This is a genomic window from Pseudomonas sp. SMN5 (assembly GCF_052041925.1).
In the GTDB taxonomy this organism is placed as follows: Bacteria; Pseudomonadota; Gammaproteobacteria; order Pseudomonadales; family Pseudomonadaceae; genus Aquipseudomonas.
On the sequence record NZ_JBKGGX010000026.1, the window covers coordinates 26,095 to 42,125 of the forward strand.

Here is a 16,031-nt window from a genome sequence, read left to right on the forward strand (position 1 = left end):
GCTAAGCCGAGGCGTCGAACCGACCCAGCGGGAGCAAGCGCCCTCGCCACGTCAGAGCCATTCAGTAAAAGTGTGTTGTCAAATCCATCGTTAATCACCTCTGGACTGTAATAGTTAGCCAGCTAATAATTGCACCTGTCGACCGCCTCTATATCCAACTATTGTTAGCGCAACCCCATACGAGTCATACGCGTGCCCATTACCCTGCAGGCCTTGTTTGCCCCCGACCGCCTCGCTTTGCAGTTCGCCATCAAGACCGTGCTCGGCGGTGGACTGGCGTTGTGGCTGGCCTTGCGCTGGGGGCTGGAACAGCCATCGTGGGCGTTGATGACGGCGTTCATCGTGGCGCAACCGCTGTCCGGGATGGTGGTGCAGAAAGGGCTGGCGCGATTGCTCGGCACCCTGGTGGGCACGATCATGTCCGTGGTGTTCATGGCCCTATTCGCTCAGGCCCCGTGGTTGTTCCTGTTGGCGCTGGCGCTATGGCTGGGTGTTTGCACGGCCTGTTCGACGCTGTTGCGCAGCGCCTGGTCCTACTCGTTCGTGCTTGCCGGGTACACAGTGGCAATCATCGCCTTGCCGGCCATTTCCCATCCGCTGGGGGTGTTCGAGCAGGCGGTCGCACGCTGCACCGAGATCAGCCTGGGGATTGTCTGCGCCACGGCGACCAGTGCCTTGCTCTGGCCGCTACGGGTCGAGCGGCAATTGGCTGGCCAGGCCCGTGCGGCCTGGGACAGTGGCATGCAGGCGGCGCGCGCCACGTTGGCCGGCGATGCGCAGGCGCGCAAGGGCCTGTTGGAAATCCTCGGCAAGATTGTCGCGGTAGATGCCCAGCGTGAGCACGCCTGGTTCGAAGGACGCCTGGGCCGTCAGCGTGCCCGGGCCATCAGCGGCTTGAGTCAGAAACTGTTGATGCTGCTGCGTATCTCCCGCTCGGTGCGCCGGCAATGGAAACAACTCCAGCCCGAAGAGGCCCAGGCCTTGCAACCGTGGATGAGCGAAGTGCAGCAGGCCCTCGACGCCGACGGCGCGACCCTGCAAGCCCTGCGGCCACGGGTGCTGGACGCTTCCCACGACCCCAATATCAGCCCGGCGCAAAGTTATTGCCTGGCACGGTTTGCCTTGCTGCTCGACACCGCCCTGGCTGCCTGCGCTGCACTGGCGGCGGTGCAGGAGGGCAGGGAAGCGGCGGACCCACCCCGGACGCTGACGCCCCACCGCGACCTGTCGCTGGCCATGGTCTTCGGCGCCCGCAGCGCCCTGGCATTCCTGGCGGTATCGTGCTTCTGGCTGGCCACCGCCTGGCCTGCGGCATCAGGCGCGCTGGTGCTCACTTGCGTGGTGTGCAGCCTGTTCGCCAGCCGCGAGAACGGCGCGCAGATTGGCATGAGTTTCATGCGCGGCATCCTATTGGCCGTGCCGACCGCATTTGTGATCGGCGAGATCGTGCTGCCGCAGTGGAGCAGTTTCGCAATGCTTTGCCTGGCGATGGGCGTGCCGTTGTTCTTGGGTGCATTGGGAATGGCCAAACCGCCGATTTTCGCCACGGCCACTTCGTTCTGCCTGCATTTCATTGTCCTGGTGTCGCCGCTGAACCTTATGAAGTACGACGTCGCCGCGTTTTTCAACAATGCCCAGGCGATGGTGATCGGTGTCGGCGCGGCGGTGCTGGCGTTCAACCTGCTGATTCTGCGTAATCCGGCCTGGCACAGTCGTCGGCTGCTGGCGGCGACCCTCGACGATCTGGTGCGCCTGACCCATCGTAACCTGCGGGGCGCCGAAAGCTGGTTTGGCGGGCGCATGGCTGATCGCTTGCTGCAATTGGCGCGGCATTACCCAGAGTTGCCGGTGCAGGCACGCAGTCGTTGGGACGATGGCTTGCTCGGCCTGGACATCGGCGATGAGCTGCTGCACCTGCGCTTGAGCCTGGCTGTCGCCCAAGTGGCCGATAACCGCGCGCAACGCCGTTACTTCCAGGCACTGGAGCAGGTGCTCGAGCGCGGTCCGGCAGGCGAGCGAGCCGATGCGTTGGCATCGGCGAGCGCCGAGTTCCTGGACGTGTTGTCGGCCCAGCCTGCCAGCGACGCCCTGAAGCTGGCCCAGGGCGCGGTGGTTCAATTGCAGAACAGCTGGCGCGCCTGGTGCCGCCAGCACGAACCTGAACGACAGGAGCACAGCCATGGGCTTGCGTGAATGGTCGATTGGCGGAGTGTTGCTCAGCCCGTTCCTGATTTATGTGGTGCTGGCCTTGGTGGTGAGCGGGGCGCTGCGCCTGTTGCTGAGCCTGGCGCCGGTCGGGCGCTGGATCTGGCATGAGGCCTTGTTCGATTGCGCCTTGTATGTCTGCGTCTTGACTGTCATTACCGTGGTCCTCGGACCGCTATAGGAGTTGAACATGCGTACCTCCGTACGTGTCGCCGTCACGCTGTGCGTGGTGGCCGTGGCGATCTTCGCCGGGTTTCATCTGTGGCAGTACTACATGCTCACGCCCTGGACCCGCGATGCGCGGATCCGGGCCGACGTGGTGGTGATTGCGCCCGACGTGTCGGGGTGGGTGCGCGAACTCAAGGCGGTGGATAACCAGCAGGTTAAAGCCGGGGATCTGTTGCTGAGCATCGACCGCGAGCGCTTTGAAGCGGCGGTGGAAAAGGCGCGGGCAGTGGTTCAGACCCGTCAGCAACAACTGAGCCTGCGCGAACATGAAGCCAGCCGTCGCGCGGCCCTGGGCCCACAGGCCATCAGCGCCGAGTTACGGGAAAACGCCCAGATCAACGCCGGCATCGCGCGGGGCGAACTGCGCGAAGCCCAGGCCGAGGCCAAGGTCGCCGAACTCAACCTGGCCCGCAGCCAGGTCCTGGCGCCACGCAGCGGTCATATCACCAACCTGCGCCTGGCCGAGGGTAACTACGTGAACGCCGGGCAACCGGTCATGGCACTGATCGACGATTCGACCTTCTACGTACAGGCCTATTTCGAAGAGACCAAGCTGCCGCGGATCCACGTGGGCGATCCGGTCAAGGTCTGGCTGATGAGCACCGATCATGCCTTGCAGGGGCATATCGAAAGCGTCAGCCGCGGCATCACCGACCGCAACACCAACCCCGATGCGCAGTTGCTGGCGGAAGTCGAGCCGACCTTCAGCTGGGTGCGCCTGGCCCAGCGGATTCCCGTGCGGATCAAGCTGGACAAGGTGCCGGAAGGGGTCAACCTGAGTGCCGGGATGACGGCGAGTGTGCAGGTGCAGGACGGTGCCCAATAGCTGGAACTATTGAACAACCCGTGGCGAGGGAGCTTGCTCCCGCTGGGCGCGCAGCGCCCCCAGGTGCGCCCGGCATTTCTGTCTGATCAGACGCAGTGCGTATGGCGACTGCTTCGCAGTCGAGCGGGAGCAAGCTCCCTCGCCACAGGGATTGTGCTCGATCAACCAATGCTGATCGGCGGCAATGTCGGCAGGGTCACGGTCTGCTGCTTGCGAGGTGCGAGGATTTCGGCTTCGCCGTCCACCACCAATTCATCGCGCTGGTTGAAGACGCGGGTGGCGATGCGCACGCGGAATTTCGGCAGCTTCTCGAGAATTTCCAGGCGCACGGTCAGGGTGTCGCCGATTTTCACCGGCTTCTGGAAGCTCATCTGCTGACCGATGTAGATGGTGCCCGGCCCAGGCAGCTCGCAAGCCACTGCCGCACTGATCAGTGCGCCACTGAACATCCCATGGGCGATGCGCTCCTTGAACATGCTGGCGGCGGCGAACTCGGCGTCCAGGTGCACCGGGTTGTGGTCGCCCGACATCGCGGCGAACAGCTGGATGTCGCGCTCTTCGACGGTCTTGCTGTAGCTGGCGGTCTGGCCGATTTCGAGGGCTTCGTAAGGGATGTTGGTAACCTGGGTCATCTGTCTCAAATCCTGTGTCGGTAAAGGTAAACGCGGCCAACCTACTCGCTTCGTGGCGGCCGATTGTGGTTCAGGGCCCGGGCCATCCAGGCCAGCACATCGGCGGTCACTTCGGCGCGGTTGGTTTCATTGAACAATTCGTGGCGGGCCTGCGGGTAGATAGTCAATTGCAGGTGCCGGCTGCCGGCGGCGCGCAAAGCGTCCGCCAGATCCTTCAGACGCTTGCCTTCGCTCACCGGATCACATTCACCGCCCATCACCAGCAAAGGCAGGTCCGGATCGATCTGAGCGAGATTGGACGCTTTGCTGATTTGCTGCAACCCGCCGAGCAGGTCGATCCACAACTGATTGGTACAGCGAAATCCGCACAGCGGATCGTGGACGTATTTGTCGACTTCCGCCGGATCACGGCTGAGCCAGTCGAAGGGCGTGCGCGCAGGTTTGAATTTTTTGTTGAAACTGCCGAACGACAGCCACTCGATCAAGGCGCTGCGTCCCGTGGCACCCTGGCGTCGACGTTCGAAGCGGGCGATCAGGCGGGCGGCGCGATAGAGCGCCACCGGTTGAAAGTTCGAGCCGCTGAGGATCGCCCCGTGCAGGCTGGCGCTGTGGTGCAGCAGGTAACCCTGGGCGATATAACTGCCCATGCTATGGCCCAGCAGCACTATTGGTGTTTCGGGATGTTGCTGGCGGATGTGATGATTGAGGCTCGCCAGGTCGCCCACGACTTTGGCCCAGCCGTCCTGGTCGGCGTAGTGCCCGAGGATCGCGTTGTCGACAGTGTGCCCGTGGCCGCGTAGGTCCGGGGCGTAGACGCCGTAGCCTTCTTCGCACAATGCCTGGGCCAGGCGTTCATAGCGGCCACTGTGTTCGGCCATGCCGTGGGCCAACATGACCACCGCAGACGGCGCGGTGTCCGGCAACCACTGGTTGACGTACAGACGGCTGTGGTCGGTCGCGGTCAGCATGCACGTTTGGTGGATCATGGCGGTTCCCTTTCCGAAGGCATACACAGAGGCGTACACAACGTCCTACGTAATCTCGCTGCATTGTATAGCCCATCCGCTGCGTCTCGCCTGATCAGGCTACGCCGAGGCAGGAAGATTCACACGATCTATGACGCCGCCTGCCATATTTGCCTGATTGGCCATAGCTGCTAGTGTCCCAGGAACGCCGCCTGTGCAAGCGTCACAGAAGCGGCCCGGATACGCTCAGGTAAGAGGATAAAAACAATGCAGCCTGATTTCTGGAATGACAAACGCCCGGCCGGCGTGCCGCTGGATATCGACCCGGCGGCCTACAAGTCGGTCATCGAGGTGTTCGAGCGTTCCTGCAAGAAATTCGCCGACCGTCCGGCGTTCAGCAACATGGGGGTGACCCTCACTTACGCCGAACTCGAACGCCATAGCGCAGCCTTCGCCGGTTATCTGCAAGCCCACACCGACCTGGCGCCCGGTGATCGTATCGCGGTGCAGATGCCCAACGTCCTGCAATACCCCATCGCGGTTTTCGGTGCCCTGCGCGCCGGGCTGATCGTGGTCAACACCAACCCGCTGTATACCCCGCGGGAAATGCGTCATCAGTTCAAGGATTCCGGTGCTCGGGCGCTGGTGTACATGAATCTGTTCGGCCAGAAAGTCCAGGAAGTGCTGCCCGATACCGACCTGCAATACCTGATCGAGGCGAAAATGGGCGACCTGATGCCCACCGCCAAGGGCTGGTTGGTCAACACCCTGGTGCGCAAGGTCAAGAAAATGGTTCCGGATTATTCGCTGCCCCAGGCCATTTCCTTCAAGAGCACCCTGCGTCTCGGGCGTGGCCAGGCCATCCGACCGCTGAAGGTCAGCCTCGACGACATCGCCGTGCTGCAGTACACCGGTGGCACCACCGGGCTGGCGAAAGGGGCGATGCTGACCCACGGTAACCTGGTTGCCAACATGCAACAGGCCCGGGCGTGCCTGGGTCAGCTCGGTGACGACGGCCAGCCGCTGTTGCGCGAAGGCCAGGAGGTGATGATTGCGCCGCTGCCGCTGTACCACATCTATGCCTTCACCGCGAACTGCATGTGCATGATGGTCACCGGCAACCACAACGTGCTGATTACAAACCCGCGCGACATCGGCGGCTTCATCAAGGAACTGAAGAACTGGCGGTTCTCGCTGTTGCTGGGCCTGAACACTCTGTTCGTCGCACTGATGGACCATCCGGACTTCAAGACCCTGGATTTTTCCCACCTCAAGGTCACCAACTCCGGCGGTACCGCACTGGTCAAGGCCACTGCCGAACGCTGGAAGCAGCTCACCGGTTGCGGCATCACCGAAGGCTACGGCCTGACCGAAACCTCGCCGGTGGCGAGCGCCAATCCCTACGGCAACAAGACCCGGTTGGGGACGGTGGGGCTGCCGGTGCCGGGCACGCTGATGAAAGTGATCGACGACGACGGCGTCGAGCAGCCCTTGGGCGAGCGCGGCGAGCTGTGCATCAAGGGGCCACAGATCATGAAGGGTTACTGGAACAAACCGGAGGCCACCGCCGAAGTGCTGGACAGCGAAGGCTGGTTCAAATCCGGCGACATCGCGGTGATCGACCCGGACGGTTTCGTGCGCATCGTGGACCGCAAGAAAGACATGATCATCGTCTCGGGTTTCAACGTGTACCCCAACGAGATCGAAGACGTGGTCATGGCCCACCCCAAGGTCGCCAACTGCGCGGTCATCGGCGTCCCGGACGAGCGTTCCGGAGAGGCGGTCAAACTGTTCGTGGTGGCCCGTGAGGCAGGGGTGAGCCTTGAAGAACTCAAGGCCTACTGCAAGGAGAACTTCACCGGCTACAAGATTCCCAAGCACATCGTGCTACGTGAGTCGTTGCCCATGACACCGGTGGGCAAGATCCTGCGGCGGGAATTGCGGGATATCGCCTGACGCAAGCCCAACGAGACACTCTGTGGGAGCGAGCCTGCTCGCGATAGCGGTCCGTCAGCCAATTGTTGTGGCGCTGATCCACCGTTATCGCGAGCAGGCTGGCTCCCACAGGAGTTTTTGAGGTTGCATGAATCAGCGCTCTTTCAAACCCATTTTACGGGGCTTAGAATTTTTACTCTAAAAATGACCATAAAATATTCTTGAGTCATTTTCGTGACTGTAGAGCCTATTTTGGCTCTAGGCGACCCTCGGCAAAGCTGCTACTCTCGGCGCGCTTTTGTGACTTCTCGGCCTTTATACAAGCCAGATTCACCATCGAACACACCAATAATAATCGCATCGAATGCGCTGAGAATTCGCGTTGCTGAGGAGTGGGCTTCCATGATTGAAGACTTTTGGAAGGATAAGTACCCAGCTGGAATTGCTGCCGACATCAATCCAGACGAGTATCCGAATATTCAGGCGGTATTGAAGCAGTCCTGCCAGCGCTTCGCCAACAAGCCGGCGTTCAGCAACCTCGGCAAGACGCTCACCTACGGTGAACTCTACGAATTGTCCGGTGCTTTTGCCGCGTACCTGCAACAGCATACCGATTTGCAGCCCGGTGATCGAATCGCCGTGCAATTGCCCAACGTCTTGCAATATCCGGTGGCGGTATTCGGTGCGATTCGCGCCGGGCTGATCGTGGTCAACACCAACCCGTTGTACACCGCGCGGGAAATGGAACACCAGTTCAACGACTCGGGCGCCAAGGCACTGGTGTGCCTGGCGAACATGGCGCACCTGGCCGAGGCCGTGGTGCCCAAGACCAGCGTCAAGCACGTCATCGTCACCGAAGTGGCCGACCTGTTGCCGCCGCTCAAGCGCCTCTTGGTCAACAGCGTGATCAAGTACGTCAAGAAGATGGTGCCGGCTTATCACCTGCCCAAGGCCATCAAGTTCAACGACGTGCTGAGCAAGGGCCACGGCCAGCCGGTGAGCGAAGCCAACCCCACCAGCGACGAGGTGGCCGTGTTGCAGTACACCGGGGGCACCACCGGTGTGGCCAAGGGCGCGATGCTGACTCATCGCAACCTGGTGGCGAACATGCTGCAGTGCAAGGCGCTGATGGGCTCCAACCTCAATGAAGGTTGTGAGGTGCTGATCACACCGCTGCCGCTGTACCACATCTACGCCTTTACCTTCCATTGCATGGCGATGATGCTGATCGGCAACCACAACATCCTGATCAGCAACCCGCGCGACCTTTCGGCGATGGTCAAGGAGCTGTCGAAGTGGAAGTTCAGCGGTTTCGTCGGCTTGAACACCTTGTTCGTGGCCCTGTGCAACAACGAGGGTTTCCGCAAGCTGGACTTCTCGGCGCTGAAAGTCACCTTGTCCGGTGGCATGGCCTTGCAACTGGCGGCGGCCGAGCGCTGGAAAGCGGTCACCGGTTGCCCGATCTGCGAAGGCTACGGCATGACCGAAACCAGCCCGGTGGCAACCGTCAACCCGATCCAGAACATCCAGGTCGGCACCATCGGCATCCCGGTTCCGTCGACCTTGTGCAAGGTGATCAACGACGCGGGCGTCGAACAGCCACTGGGCGAAATCGGCGAGCTGTGCGTGAAGGGGCCACAGGTCATGAAAGGCTACTGGCAGCGCCAGGAGGCCACTGACGAGATTCTTGACAGCGAAGGCTGGCTCAAGACCGGCGACATCGCGGTGATCCAGCCCGATGGCTACATGCGCATCGTCGATCGCAAGAAAGACATGATCCTGATCTCCGGTTTCAACGTGTACCCCAACGAACTGGAAGACGTGCTGGCGACCCTGCCTGGTGTGCTGCAATGTGCAGCCATTGGCGTGCCGGACGAGAAATCCGGCGAGGCGATCAAGATCTTCATCGTCGCGCGCCCGGGTGTCACGTTGACCAAGGAACAGGTGATGGAGCACATGCGCGCCAACGTCACCGGCTACAAGGTCCCCAAGTCGGTAGAGTTCCGCGATGCACTGCCGACTACCAATGTCGGTAAAATCCTGCGCCGCGAGTTGCGTGATGAGGAATTGCGCAAGCTGGGTGTGAAGAAGTAACCAGAAAAAGCCCCGCCGAAGCGGGGCTTTTTATTGCAGCAGCTTCTGAAGCCGAAAAGCTTTTCGTGGCGAGGGAGCTTGCTCCCGCTTGGATGCGTAGCGCCCACAAAAAAGGGACGGTTGCACAGCCCAGCGGGAGCAAGTTCCCTCGCTACGGGGTGATCCGAGTTACAACCTGAACTGCGCAAAGTCCAAGTTGGTGCCTCCCGGCCGCATGTCCTGCAGATACGAATCCTTGTCCGCGCTCAACTCCAGGCTCAGGGCGGCCTTGCGCTTGCCCTGGTTGCGGACTTCCAGGCCTTCCATTTTCTCGCGCAGGAACACCGTCGGCACTTTCAGGTGCAGCAACTCGTCGGTGGCCGGGGTGTGTAGCAACAGGTGAATCCATTCGTATTGCCCGATGGCCAGGCGCGTCACGGGAATGTTGAACCAGAAGATGTTGCGGTTACGGTTCAGTTCGCTGAAGTGGCAATTGTTGACGCCCAGCACGGCACCGCCCAGTTCCTGGTTTCGGCGGGCGATGGCCTGTTTCTTGTCGAGTTTCATAACGTTCCTACGGGATTGGAGCTTCAGGCCTGCGCCTGAATACGTGGCGCATTCTCAGGGGTTGGCTGACAAACATAAAGCCCAACTTGCACCCGCTGGTCCAATGTGCCGCTGAAAAGAAATGAAACTCCCAGCGAACCCGCCCGGTCAATCTTATGTAAATGACTTTTCCCGGCAATTGTTCAAAGGAGAGACATCATGAGCAGCACTGGCGATAAAGTGAAAGGCGTGGCCAACGAAGCCGTCGGCAATATCAAGCAAGGCGTTGGCAAGGCGACCGACAATGACCGGCTGCGTGCCGAAGGCGTCGTGCAAGAGAAAAAAGGTGAGGCGCAGCAAACCGTAGGTAAGGTCAAGGATGCTGTCAAAAACGGCGGCGACAAGGCGTAGCGACTCATCGGGCACCGTCCGGAACGGCCATCTGCGGGTGGCCGTTTTCATGTTGGCATCAGTTGTACGGCAAAATTGTCCCGAACTCGCCAAACAGGTTACTTTGTTATAGATAACGGCCCCCCTTTTTGCGGCGAAAGGAGACGCACATGGTGTTCCCGGCCTTGAAGGGCTTACCCCTGCATCGTGTGATGATGCGCACCGTAACCGAGTTTCTCGACGACGAGATGTCGACCTACGCCTCGGCATTGGCGTATCAGATGCTATTCTCGTTGTTCCCCTTCATTCTCTTTTTGATCGCTCTGATCGGGTTCTTGCATCTGCCGGACTTCTTCTCCTGGCTGCGCCTGCAATCGGAACTGGTCTTGCCGCCCCAGGCGCTGGAGCAGGTCAACCCGGTGATCGACCAGTTGCAGCAGTCCAAGGGTGGATTGTTGTCGGTGGGTATCGTCATCGCGTTGTGGACTGCTTCGGCCGGTGTGCGATTGATGATGAGCGCGATGAATGCTGCGTACGACGTGGTCGAGGGCCGTCCGGCCTGGAAGCGCTTCCCTCTGTCGATCATCTACACAGTCGGTATCGCCGGCATGCTGCTCATCGCGGCAGCGTTGATGGTGCTCGGGCCGCAGGTGATGGAATGGATCGCGGCCCAGGTCGGGCTGGAGGAGTTCATCGTCACGCTCTGGACCATCGTGCGCTGGCCGGTGATCGTGATCCTGCTGATGGTGGCGGTGGCGCTGATCTATTACGTAATGCCGGACGTCAAACAGGAGTTTCGCTTCATCACTCCGGGTTCGGTACTGGCGGTGGTGGTCTGGATTATCGCTTCACTGGGCTTCGCGTTCTACGTAAAGACCTTCGCCAACTACAACGCCATGTATGGCAGTATCGGCGCGATCATTGTGTTGTTGCTGTATTTCTATATTTCCTCGGCGGTGCTGTTGCTCGGCGCGGAGATGAACGCGGTGATCGAGCACATGTCCGCCGAGGGCAAGGACGCTGGCGAAAAGCATCCGGGCCAGCATGAAAAGCAACATGTGTCGGGCCTGGGGCGCGACCATTCCATCCACCACAGTCACCCTGACGAAGCCTGACCATGATTCGTGAAATCCTGAAGATGGGCGATGAACGCCTGCTGCGCATCGCCCCGCCAGTGCCGCCCGAGATGTTCGACAGCCCCGAGTTGTGGCAGTTGATCGACGACATGTTCCAGACCATGGAAAGCGTCGGCGGCGTTGGCCTGGCGGCGCCGCAGATCGGCGTGGACCTGCAATTGGTGATCTTCGGTTTCGAGCACAGCGAGCGTTACCCGGATGCCGAAGCGGTGCCCCAGACGATCCTGATCAACCCGCTCATTACCCCGCTGGGGCCAGAGACGGAAGAGGGTTTCGAAGGTTGCCTGTCGGTACCCGGCCTGCGCGGCGCGGTACAGCGTTACCGGCAGATTCGCTACGAAGGCTTCGATCCCAAGGGTGAACCGATCGTCCGCGTGGCGTCGGGTTTCCATGCGCGGGTGGTGCAGCATGAGTGCGATCACCTGATCGGGCGCCTTTACCCTTCGCGCATCACCGACTTCAGCCAGTTCGGGTTTACCGAGGTGATGTTTCCGGACCTGGATCCTGCCGCCGACGATTGATAGGCCGAATACAGAAAACTGTGGGAGCGAGCTTGCTCGCGATGGCGGTGCATCCGTCAGCTTCAATGCCACTAACCTGACGCCATCGCGAGCAAGCTCGCTCCCACATTGGCCTGCATTGCCTTCAGGAGGGTGGCTCCAACCCCATCGCAATCATCGGCTTGCTGCGCGCATACCGGCTCAATCGCTCGGCCATCGCATAGGGCAGGGCCGGGTCGAAGCTGAACCCGCGCCGCTCATAAAACCCACGCAAGTCCGGATGGCAGAACAACCACACCGGCGCTTGCACGGTCTTTACCGCCTCGGCGATCAACCGCGCCGCAATGCCTTGGCCGCGGTGGGCGGGGTCGACAAACAATCCGGTCAGCCAATGCCCACCCGACACCGGACGCAGGCACAGGGCAGCGACGATCTCCTCCCGGCGCGCTACCCACAGCTGTGCGTCACGCACCGCCTTCATCGAGGATTGGTGGGCGCGATAGAACTTGTTCATCAGCGGCCATAGCGGTTCGTCGAGCAGCGTGTAGTGGATTTCAGGCATTGGCAGGGGCGAGGGAGAAGATCCGGGGCGGCCAGTATAGCTGGCCACCCCGGCGCATCATCAAACTCACGCATCATCAAGTTCAGAGAGAGGCGAGGAACGCATCAGCCAAGGGGGCTTTGCCATCGGCACGGTTTTCCTGGGCCTTTTCAACCTTGGCTATCGCTGATTTGTCTTGCATGCGTTGCGCGATCTCCTGGCTGACGGCTGCTTGCTTCTCGGGCGGCATCGCCTGGAACTCTTCTTCGGTGATGCCCAGTTCCGCAAGAATGCTGTCGCGCAGGCGTTGCTCCGGCGTCTTGCTCATGTATTCCTTGAAGGCCTCCATTGCGGAGCTGCCGGCAGCGGCATTGTCTTTGGACGGCGACGCGGGCACGCTCTGCAATTGCACGCGGGTCTTGGCGAACGCCTCGTCGACGTTGTCGCTGATGGTGCTGGCCGCGTTGACCTGTTGCGTGGCCCGTCGGGTCATGGACTCCTGGACCTGGACCTGGACGCTGCCTTGGCTGGCCTGGGCCTGGACGTTGTCACGCAACGCCTGCAACGCGGCGCTTTGCAGACCGCTGGCGGCATCGGCGACGGGGTCCTCGCCGGGGCGTTTGAGCGGCAAGTTCATTGCTTGCTGTTTTGCACTGACCAACATGATGGATACCTGTAGGTAATGGCTGAGCGATGGGTCAGAGCAAATCCCGTGCCGCTCGTCGGGAACCGTGTTTTTCAAGGGCTGACGGCATCAGGGGCGGAGCAATGTGCGGCCAACCCTTGCCGCCGGGCGGCATTGATCGACCGGCAGCGCGGTGTCAGGTGCTCTCACGTACCTTGAGTTCAAAACCCATGTCCACCACCGGCTGGGCGATGCGATTGCCGGCCAGCAATGTCAGCAACTGTTCGGCGGCGCGCTGGCCGATAGCTTCGCGTGGGGTGCTGATGCTGCTCAGGCGCGGCACCATGTGGGCCGAGGCGGGCAGGTCGTTGAAGCCCAGGACCGAGATCTGCTCCGGGATCCTGATGCCACAGCGCAGCGCTTCGAACAACGCGCCGTGGGCCAGGTCATCGTTGCCGAAGAAAATCCCATCGACATCCGGATGGCTTTCGAGCAGTTGCAGGAACAATTCGCCACCCAGGCCCACCGAGGATGGACGCGGCGTCAGCAGCTCCAGGTCCGGGTCGTAGAGACCGGCCTGCTGCAAGGCCCTGCGAAAGCCTTCGCCACGGGCCAGGGTACGTTGGTCCAATTGGGCGCCGATATAGGCCAGGCGTTTACGGCCCTTGGAAATCAGGTGGCCGGCCGCCGTCTCGCCGGCCTTGAGCTGAGAAAAACCAACGCAATTGAGACCTGCACCAGGGTCCAACTCCATCATGTACACGCAAGGGATGTTGCTGGCCTCGATCATCCGCCGGGCGCTTTCGGTGCGGTCGAAACCGGTCAACAGCAAGCCGCGAGGCTGATAGGCCATGTAATTGCGCAGCAGATCTTCTTCTTCGTCCCGTGAATAGTGGTAGTTGCCGATCACCACTTCGAAGCCCTTGGGACGCAGCACGCGATGGATGGCTTCCAGGGTGTCGATGAACAACAGGTTGGACAAGGAAGGGACCAAGACCACCACCGAGTGGCTCTGGGCCGAAGCCAGGGCGCGGGCGGCGGGGTTGACCACGTAGTTGAGCTCCAGGGCGGCCTGGCGGACTTTTTCCACCAGGTCGGTGGCGACGGTGCTGACTCCGCGCAGGGCACGGGAGGCAGTGATGGGGCTGACCCCGGCCAGGCGTGCGACTTCATTGAGCGTGGGGCGACCGGTGGTGCGCGTGTTCTTATCGTTTTTAGGGGCGGTCATCAGGGTGGCTTGCCAAACAAAAATCAAGGCACTAAGGTAGCGCTGTCTCGACGCGGCTGCAAATGCGCGAGCGGGGTTTGCCTGATTCCCCCGTGCGCGAGTGTCGTGAACGAACATGCTGCAACCACAAAAATGACAAGAAGGCGTCGGCAACTTCTGCTTTTGCATTGGTGTCATAACTGGCAAAGGTAGCGCTGTCTGCGCGCTGAGGTGTTACATGAACAATCCCATCACCGCCCTGGTCATCATGGGCGTTGCCGGTTGCGGCAAAACTTGCGTCAGCCAGGCCCTGTGCCAGTTGAGCGGCGCTACCGCCATCGAAGGCGATACTTTTCACCCTGCGGCCAACATCCAGAAGATGAGCGCCGGTATCCCCCTGAACGACGACGACCGTGCCGGCTGGCTCGATAGCCTGTGCGACGAGTTGCGCCGTGTGGACGCTCAGGGCGAGCGCCCGGTGCTGACCTGCTCGGCCCTCAAGCACAGTTATCGCGAACGCCTGCGCAGCGCCTTGCCGGGCCTGGGCTTCGTGTTCCTGGAACTGACCCCGGAAGTGGCCGCCGACCGCGTGTCCCACCGTCCTGGCCATTTCATGCCGTCGACCTTGATCGACAGCCAGTTTGCCACCCTGCAATCCCCTGTCGGTGAGCCCCTGACCCTGGCCCTGGACGCGTCCAGCCACAGTGTCGATGAGTTGGCCCGGCAGGCGTACGTCTGGTGGCTGGACCACGGATTGAAGCTGGCCAGCTGAGCCTTGAAAATTTTTGCGTCAGAAAGATAGCGCTATCCCGACCACTTATCCCTAACTGCTTCAATAACAACAACAAATCAGGAGACACCCCCCATGTTCGGCATGTCCCACGAAACCTTTCTGCTGCTCGATGCAGTGGTCACGGTGATCGGACTTATCGTCCTCATCACCCAGTTCAAGATCCACCCCTTCATCGCCTTGACCATCGCGGCAGCGTTCCTCGGCCTGACCTCCGGCATGCCCGTCGGCACCATCATCAAGGCGTTCCAGGACGGCTTCGGTGGCGTGTTGGGCTTTGTCGGGATCATCCTGGCGCTGGGCACGATGCTCGGCAAGATGATGGCCGAGTCGGGCGGGGCCGATCAGATCGCCCAGACCTTGATCCGCGCTTTCGGCAAGGACAAGGTGCAGTGGGCGATGATGTTCGCCGCGTTCCTGGTGGGCATTCCGCTGTTCTTCGAGATCGGCTTCGTGTTGCTGATTCCGCTGGTGTTCATCGTTGCGCGCCGCACCGGCGTCTCGATCATCAAGATCGGCATTCCGCTGCTTGCCGGCCTTTCCGCCGTCCACGGCCTGGTGCCGCCGCACCCGGGCCCGCTGCTGGCGATTGGCGTGTTCGGTGCCGACATCGGCAAGACCATCCTCTATGGCCTGATCGTGGCGCTGCCAACGGCCATTATTGCCGGGCCGATCTTCGGTACGTTCATTGCCAAGCACATCCCCGGCCATCCGAACCAGGAGTTGGTGGACCAACTGGCGCGTGAAACCAATTCCAATGATCTGCCGAGCTTCAGCATCACCCTGATCACCGTGCTGTCGCCGGTGTTCCTGATGCTGCTCAAGACCTTCGCCGACGTGGCACTGCCCGAGGGCAATCTGTTCCGTACGTTCATGGACCTGATCGGTCACCCGATCTCCGCACTGCTGCTGGCGTTGCTGCTGTCGTTGTATACCTTCGGCTACAAGCAAGGCATTGGCTCCAATCAGATGCTCAAGTGGCTGGACGCGAGCCTTGCGCCGACCGCTGCGATCATCCTGATCATCGGTGCCGGTGGTGGCTTCAAGCAGATGCTGGTGACCAGCGGCGTGGGTACGGTGATCGGCAACATGGCGGTGAGCGCACAGATTTCCCCGATCCTGCTGGCCTGGCTGGTGGCGGCGGTGATTCGCATCGCCACGGGTTCGGCGACGGTGGCGACCATTACCGGTGCCGGGATCGTGGTGCCGGTGGTGGGGATGATCCCCGGTGTGAACCGTGAGTTGCTGGTGCTGGCGACCGGTGCCGGATCGTTGATCCTGTCCCATGTCAACGACGCGGGTTTCTGGCTGGTCAAGCAGTACTTCAACATGACCGTGGCCGAAACCTTCAAGACCTGGACCGCAATGGAAACCATCCTGTCCGTGGTGGGGTTGATCTTTATCCTGCTGCTGTCGCTGGTGGTCTAAAGGT

General features: G+C 61.1%; 16 protein-coding genes. 10 read left to right on the forward strand and 6 right to left on the reverse strand.

Going from position 1 to position 16,031, the window contains the following annotated elements; genetic code table 11:
- The first annotated feature begins 192 nt into the window (after window positions 1-192).
- Genes ACLEJR_RS22270 through ACLEJR_RS22280 form a run of 3 tightly spaced genes read left to right on the forward strand, consistent with a single transcriptional unit; the run spans window position 193 to window position 3,259 of the window.
- Window positions 193-2,193 carry an FUSC family protein gene (locus ACLEJR_RS22270; RefSeq protein WP_440816538.1) on the forward strand — a complete coding sequence of 667 codons (2,001 nt, stop codon included), beginning with the start codon at window positions 193-195 and terminating at the stop codon, window positions 2,191-2,193.
- Window positions 2,180-2,386, forward strand: coding sequence for a DUF1656 domain-containing protein (locus tag ACLEJR_RS22275; RefSeq protein ID WP_440816541.1), 207 nt, complete (start codon window positions 2,180-2,182; stop codon window positions 2,384-2,386). The genes ACLEJR_RS22270 and ACLEJR_RS22275 overlap by 14 nt, the downstream gene beginning before the upstream one ends.
- A 9-nt stretch (window positions 2,387-2,395) precedes the next feature.
- Window positions 2,396-3,259, forward strand: coding sequence for an efflux RND transporter periplasmic adaptor subunit (locus ACLEJR_RS22280; RefSeq protein WP_440816544.1), 864 nt, complete (start codon window positions 2,396-2,398; stop codon window positions 3,257-3,259).
- A gap of 161 nt (window positions 3,260-3,420) precedes the next feature.
- Here the strand turns inward: ACLEJR_RS22280 and ACLEJR_RS22285 are convergent, their stop codons facing one another.
- Window positions 3,421-3,891 carry a MaoC family dehydratase gene (locus tag ACLEJR_RS22285; RefSeq protein ID WP_440798047.1) on the reverse strand — a complete coding sequence of 157 codons (471 nt, stop codon included), beginning with the start codon at window positions 3,889-3,891 and terminating at the stop codon, window positions 3,421-3,423.
- Between the two features lie 41 nt (window positions 3,892-3,932).
- Window positions 3,933-4,877: a lysophospholipase gene (locus tag ACLEJR_RS22290; RefSeq protein WP_440816547.1), complete on the reverse strand. Its 945-nt coding sequence runs from the start codon at window positions 4,875-4,877 to the stop codon at window positions 3,933-3,935.
- A gap of 246 nt (window positions 4,878-5,123) precedes the next feature.
- On the opposite strand from ACLEJR_RS22290, the gene fadD2 reads away from it, so the two are divergent.
- Window positions 5,124-6,812 carry a long-chain-fatty-acid--CoA ligase FadD2 gene (gene fadD2, locus ACLEJR_RS22295; protein WP_440816549.1) on the forward strand — a complete coding sequence of 563 codons (1,689 nt, stop codon included), beginning with the start codon at window positions 5,124-5,126 and terminating at the stop codon, window positions 6,810-6,812.
- 381 nt (window positions 6,813-7,193) lie between these two features.
- On the forward strand, window positions 7,194-8,885 hold the full coding sequence (gene fadD1 / locus ACLEJR_RS22300) for a long-chain-fatty-acid--CoA ligase FadD1 (protein ID WP_440798053.1): 1,692 nt from the start codon (window positions 7,194-7,196) through the stop codon (window positions 8,883-8,885).
- A 168-nt stretch (window positions 8,886-9,053) separates the two neighbouring features.
- Here the strand turns inward: fadD1 and ACLEJR_RS22305 are convergent, their stop codons facing one another.
- Window positions 9,054-9,431 (reverse strand): hypothetical protein, encoded by a 378-nt coding sequence (locus ACLEJR_RS22305; protein ID WP_440798055.1) that lies wholly within the window; start codon window positions 9,429-9,431, stop codon window positions 9,054-9,056.
- A 198-nt stretch (window positions 9,432-9,629) separates the two neighbouring features.
- On the opposite strand from ACLEJR_RS22305, the gene ACLEJR_RS22310 reads away from it, so the two are divergent.
- The 3 genes from ACLEJR_RS22310 to def all read left to right on the forward strand — a co-directional run bounded on the left by ACLEJR_RS22310 (window position 9,630) and on the right by def (window position 11,457).
- Window positions 9,630-9,821 (forward strand): CsbD family protein, encoded by a 192-nt coding sequence (locus tag ACLEJR_RS22310; RefSeq protein ID WP_440798056.1) that lies wholly within the window; start codon window positions 9,630-9,632, stop codon window positions 9,819-9,821.
- A gap of 149 nt (window positions 9,822-9,970) precedes the next feature.
- Complete coding sequence (locus ACLEJR_RS22315; protein WP_440798058.1) at window positions 9,971-10,915, forward strand: YihY/virulence factor BrkB family protein; 945 nt, start codon at window positions 9,971-9,973, stop codon at window positions 10,913-10,915.
- A gap of 2 nt (window positions 10,916-10,917) precedes the next feature.
- Entirely contained in the window at window positions 10,918-11,457 is a 540-nt protein-coding gene (gene def / locus ACLEJR_RS22320; RefSeq protein ID WP_440798060.1) for a peptide deformylase, read from the forward strand.
- A gap of 124 nt (window positions 11,458-11,581) precedes the next feature.
- Here the strand turns inward: def and ACLEJR_RS22325 are convergent, their stop codons facing one another.
- From ACLEJR_RS22325 to ACLEJR_RS22335, 3 genes are all read right to left on the reverse strand, one after another.
- Window positions 11,582-11,998 carry a GNAT family N-acetyltransferase gene (locus ACLEJR_RS22325; protein WP_440816552.1) on the reverse strand — a complete coding sequence of 139 codons (417 nt, stop codon included), beginning with the start codon at window positions 11,996-11,998 and terminating at the stop codon, window positions 11,582-11,584.
- Window positions 11,999-12,080: 82 nt separating this feature from the next.
- Window positions 12,081-12,641 (reverse strand): hypothetical protein, encoded by a 561-nt coding sequence (locus ACLEJR_RS22330; protein ID WP_440816555.1) that lies wholly within the window; start codon window positions 12,639-12,641, stop codon window positions 12,081-12,083.
- 157 nt (window positions 12,642-12,798) lie between these two features.
- Window positions 12,799-13,830 carry a LacI family DNA-binding transcriptional regulator gene (locus ACLEJR_RS22335; protein WP_440816557.1) on the reverse strand — a complete coding sequence of 344 codons (1,032 nt, stop codon included), beginning with the start codon at window positions 13,828-13,830 and terminating at the stop codon, window positions 12,799-12,801.
- 217 nt (window positions 13,831-14,047) lie between these two features.
- Here ACLEJR_RS22335 and ACLEJR_RS22340 point away from each other — a divergent pair, with 217 nt between their 5' ends.
- Together ACLEJR_RS22340 and ACLEJR_RS22345 are read left to right on the forward strand one after the other, a co-directional pair.
- A complete protein-coding gene (locus tag ACLEJR_RS22340) occupies window positions 14,048-14,581 on the forward strand; it encodes a gluconokinase (protein ID WP_440798068.1) in 534 nt (177 codons plus the stop codon).
- Window positions 14,582-14,674: 93 nt separating this feature from the next.
- Window positions 14,675-16,027 carry a GntP family permease gene (locus tag ACLEJR_RS22345; protein WP_440798070.1) on the forward strand — a complete coding sequence of 451 codons (1,353 nt, stop codon included), beginning with the start codon at window positions 14,675-14,677 and terminating at the stop codon, window positions 16,025-16,027.
- Window positions 16,028-16,031: the final 4 nt, after the last annotated feature.

Coding starts and splice junctions, on each gene's coding strand:
- ACLEJR_RS22275 (WP_440816541.1), top strand. CDS start 2,180: ATGGGCTTGCGTGAATGGTCGATTGGCGGAGTGTTGCTCAGCCCGTTC.
- ACLEJR_RS22280 (WP_440816544.1), top strand. CDS start 2,396: ATGCGTACCTCCGTACGTGTCGCCGTCACGCTGTGCGTGGTGGCCGTG.
- ACLEJR_RS22285 (WP_440798047.1), bottom strand. CDS start 3,891: ATGACCCAGGTTACCAACATCCCTTACGAAGCCCTCGAAATCGGCCAG.
- ACLEJR_RS22290 (WP_440816547.1), bottom strand. CDS start 4,877: ATGATCCACCAAACGTGCATGCTGACCGCGACCGACCACAGCCGTCTG.
- fadD2 (WP_440816549.1), top strand. CDS start 5,124: ATGCAGCCTGATTTCTGGAATGACAAACGCCCGGCCGGCGTGCCGCTG.
- fadD1 (WP_440798053.1), top strand. CDS start 7,194: ATGATTGAAGACTTTTGGAAGGATAAGTACCCAGCTGGAATTGCTGCC.
- ACLEJR_RS22305 (WP_440798055.1), bottom strand. CDS start 9,431: ATGAAACTCGACAAGAAACAGGCCATCGCCCGCCGAAACCAGGAACTG.
- ACLEJR_RS22310 (WP_440798056.1), top strand. CDS start 9,630: ATGAGCAGCACTGGCGATAAAGTGAAAGGCGTGGCCAACGAAGCCGTC.
- ACLEJR_RS22315 (WP_440798058.1), top strand. CDS start 9,971: ATGGTGTTCCCGGCCTTGAAGGGCTTACCCCTGCATCGTGTGATGATG.
- def (WP_440798060.1), top strand. CDS start 10,918: ATGATTCGTGAAATCCTGAAGATGGGCGATGAACGCCTGCTGCGCATC.
- ACLEJR_RS22325 (WP_440816552.1), bottom strand. CDS start 11,998: ATGCCTGAAATCCACTACACGCTGCTCGACGAACCGCTATGGCCGCTG.
- ACLEJR_RS22330 (WP_440816555.1), bottom strand. CDS start 12,641: ATGTTGGTCAGTGCAAAACAGCAAGCAATGAACTTGCCGCTCAAACGC.
- ACLEJR_RS22335 (WP_440816557.1), bottom strand. CDS start 13,830: ATGACCGCCCCTAAAAACGATAAGAACACGCGCACCACCGGTCGCCCC.
- ACLEJR_RS22340 (WP_440798068.1), top strand. CDS start 14,048: ATGAACAATCCCATCACCGCCCTGGTCATCATGGGCGTTGCCGGTTGC.
- ACLEJR_RS22345 (WP_440798070.1), top strand. CDS start 14,675: ATGTTCGGCATGTCCCACGAAACCTTTCTGCTGCTCGATGCAGTGGTC.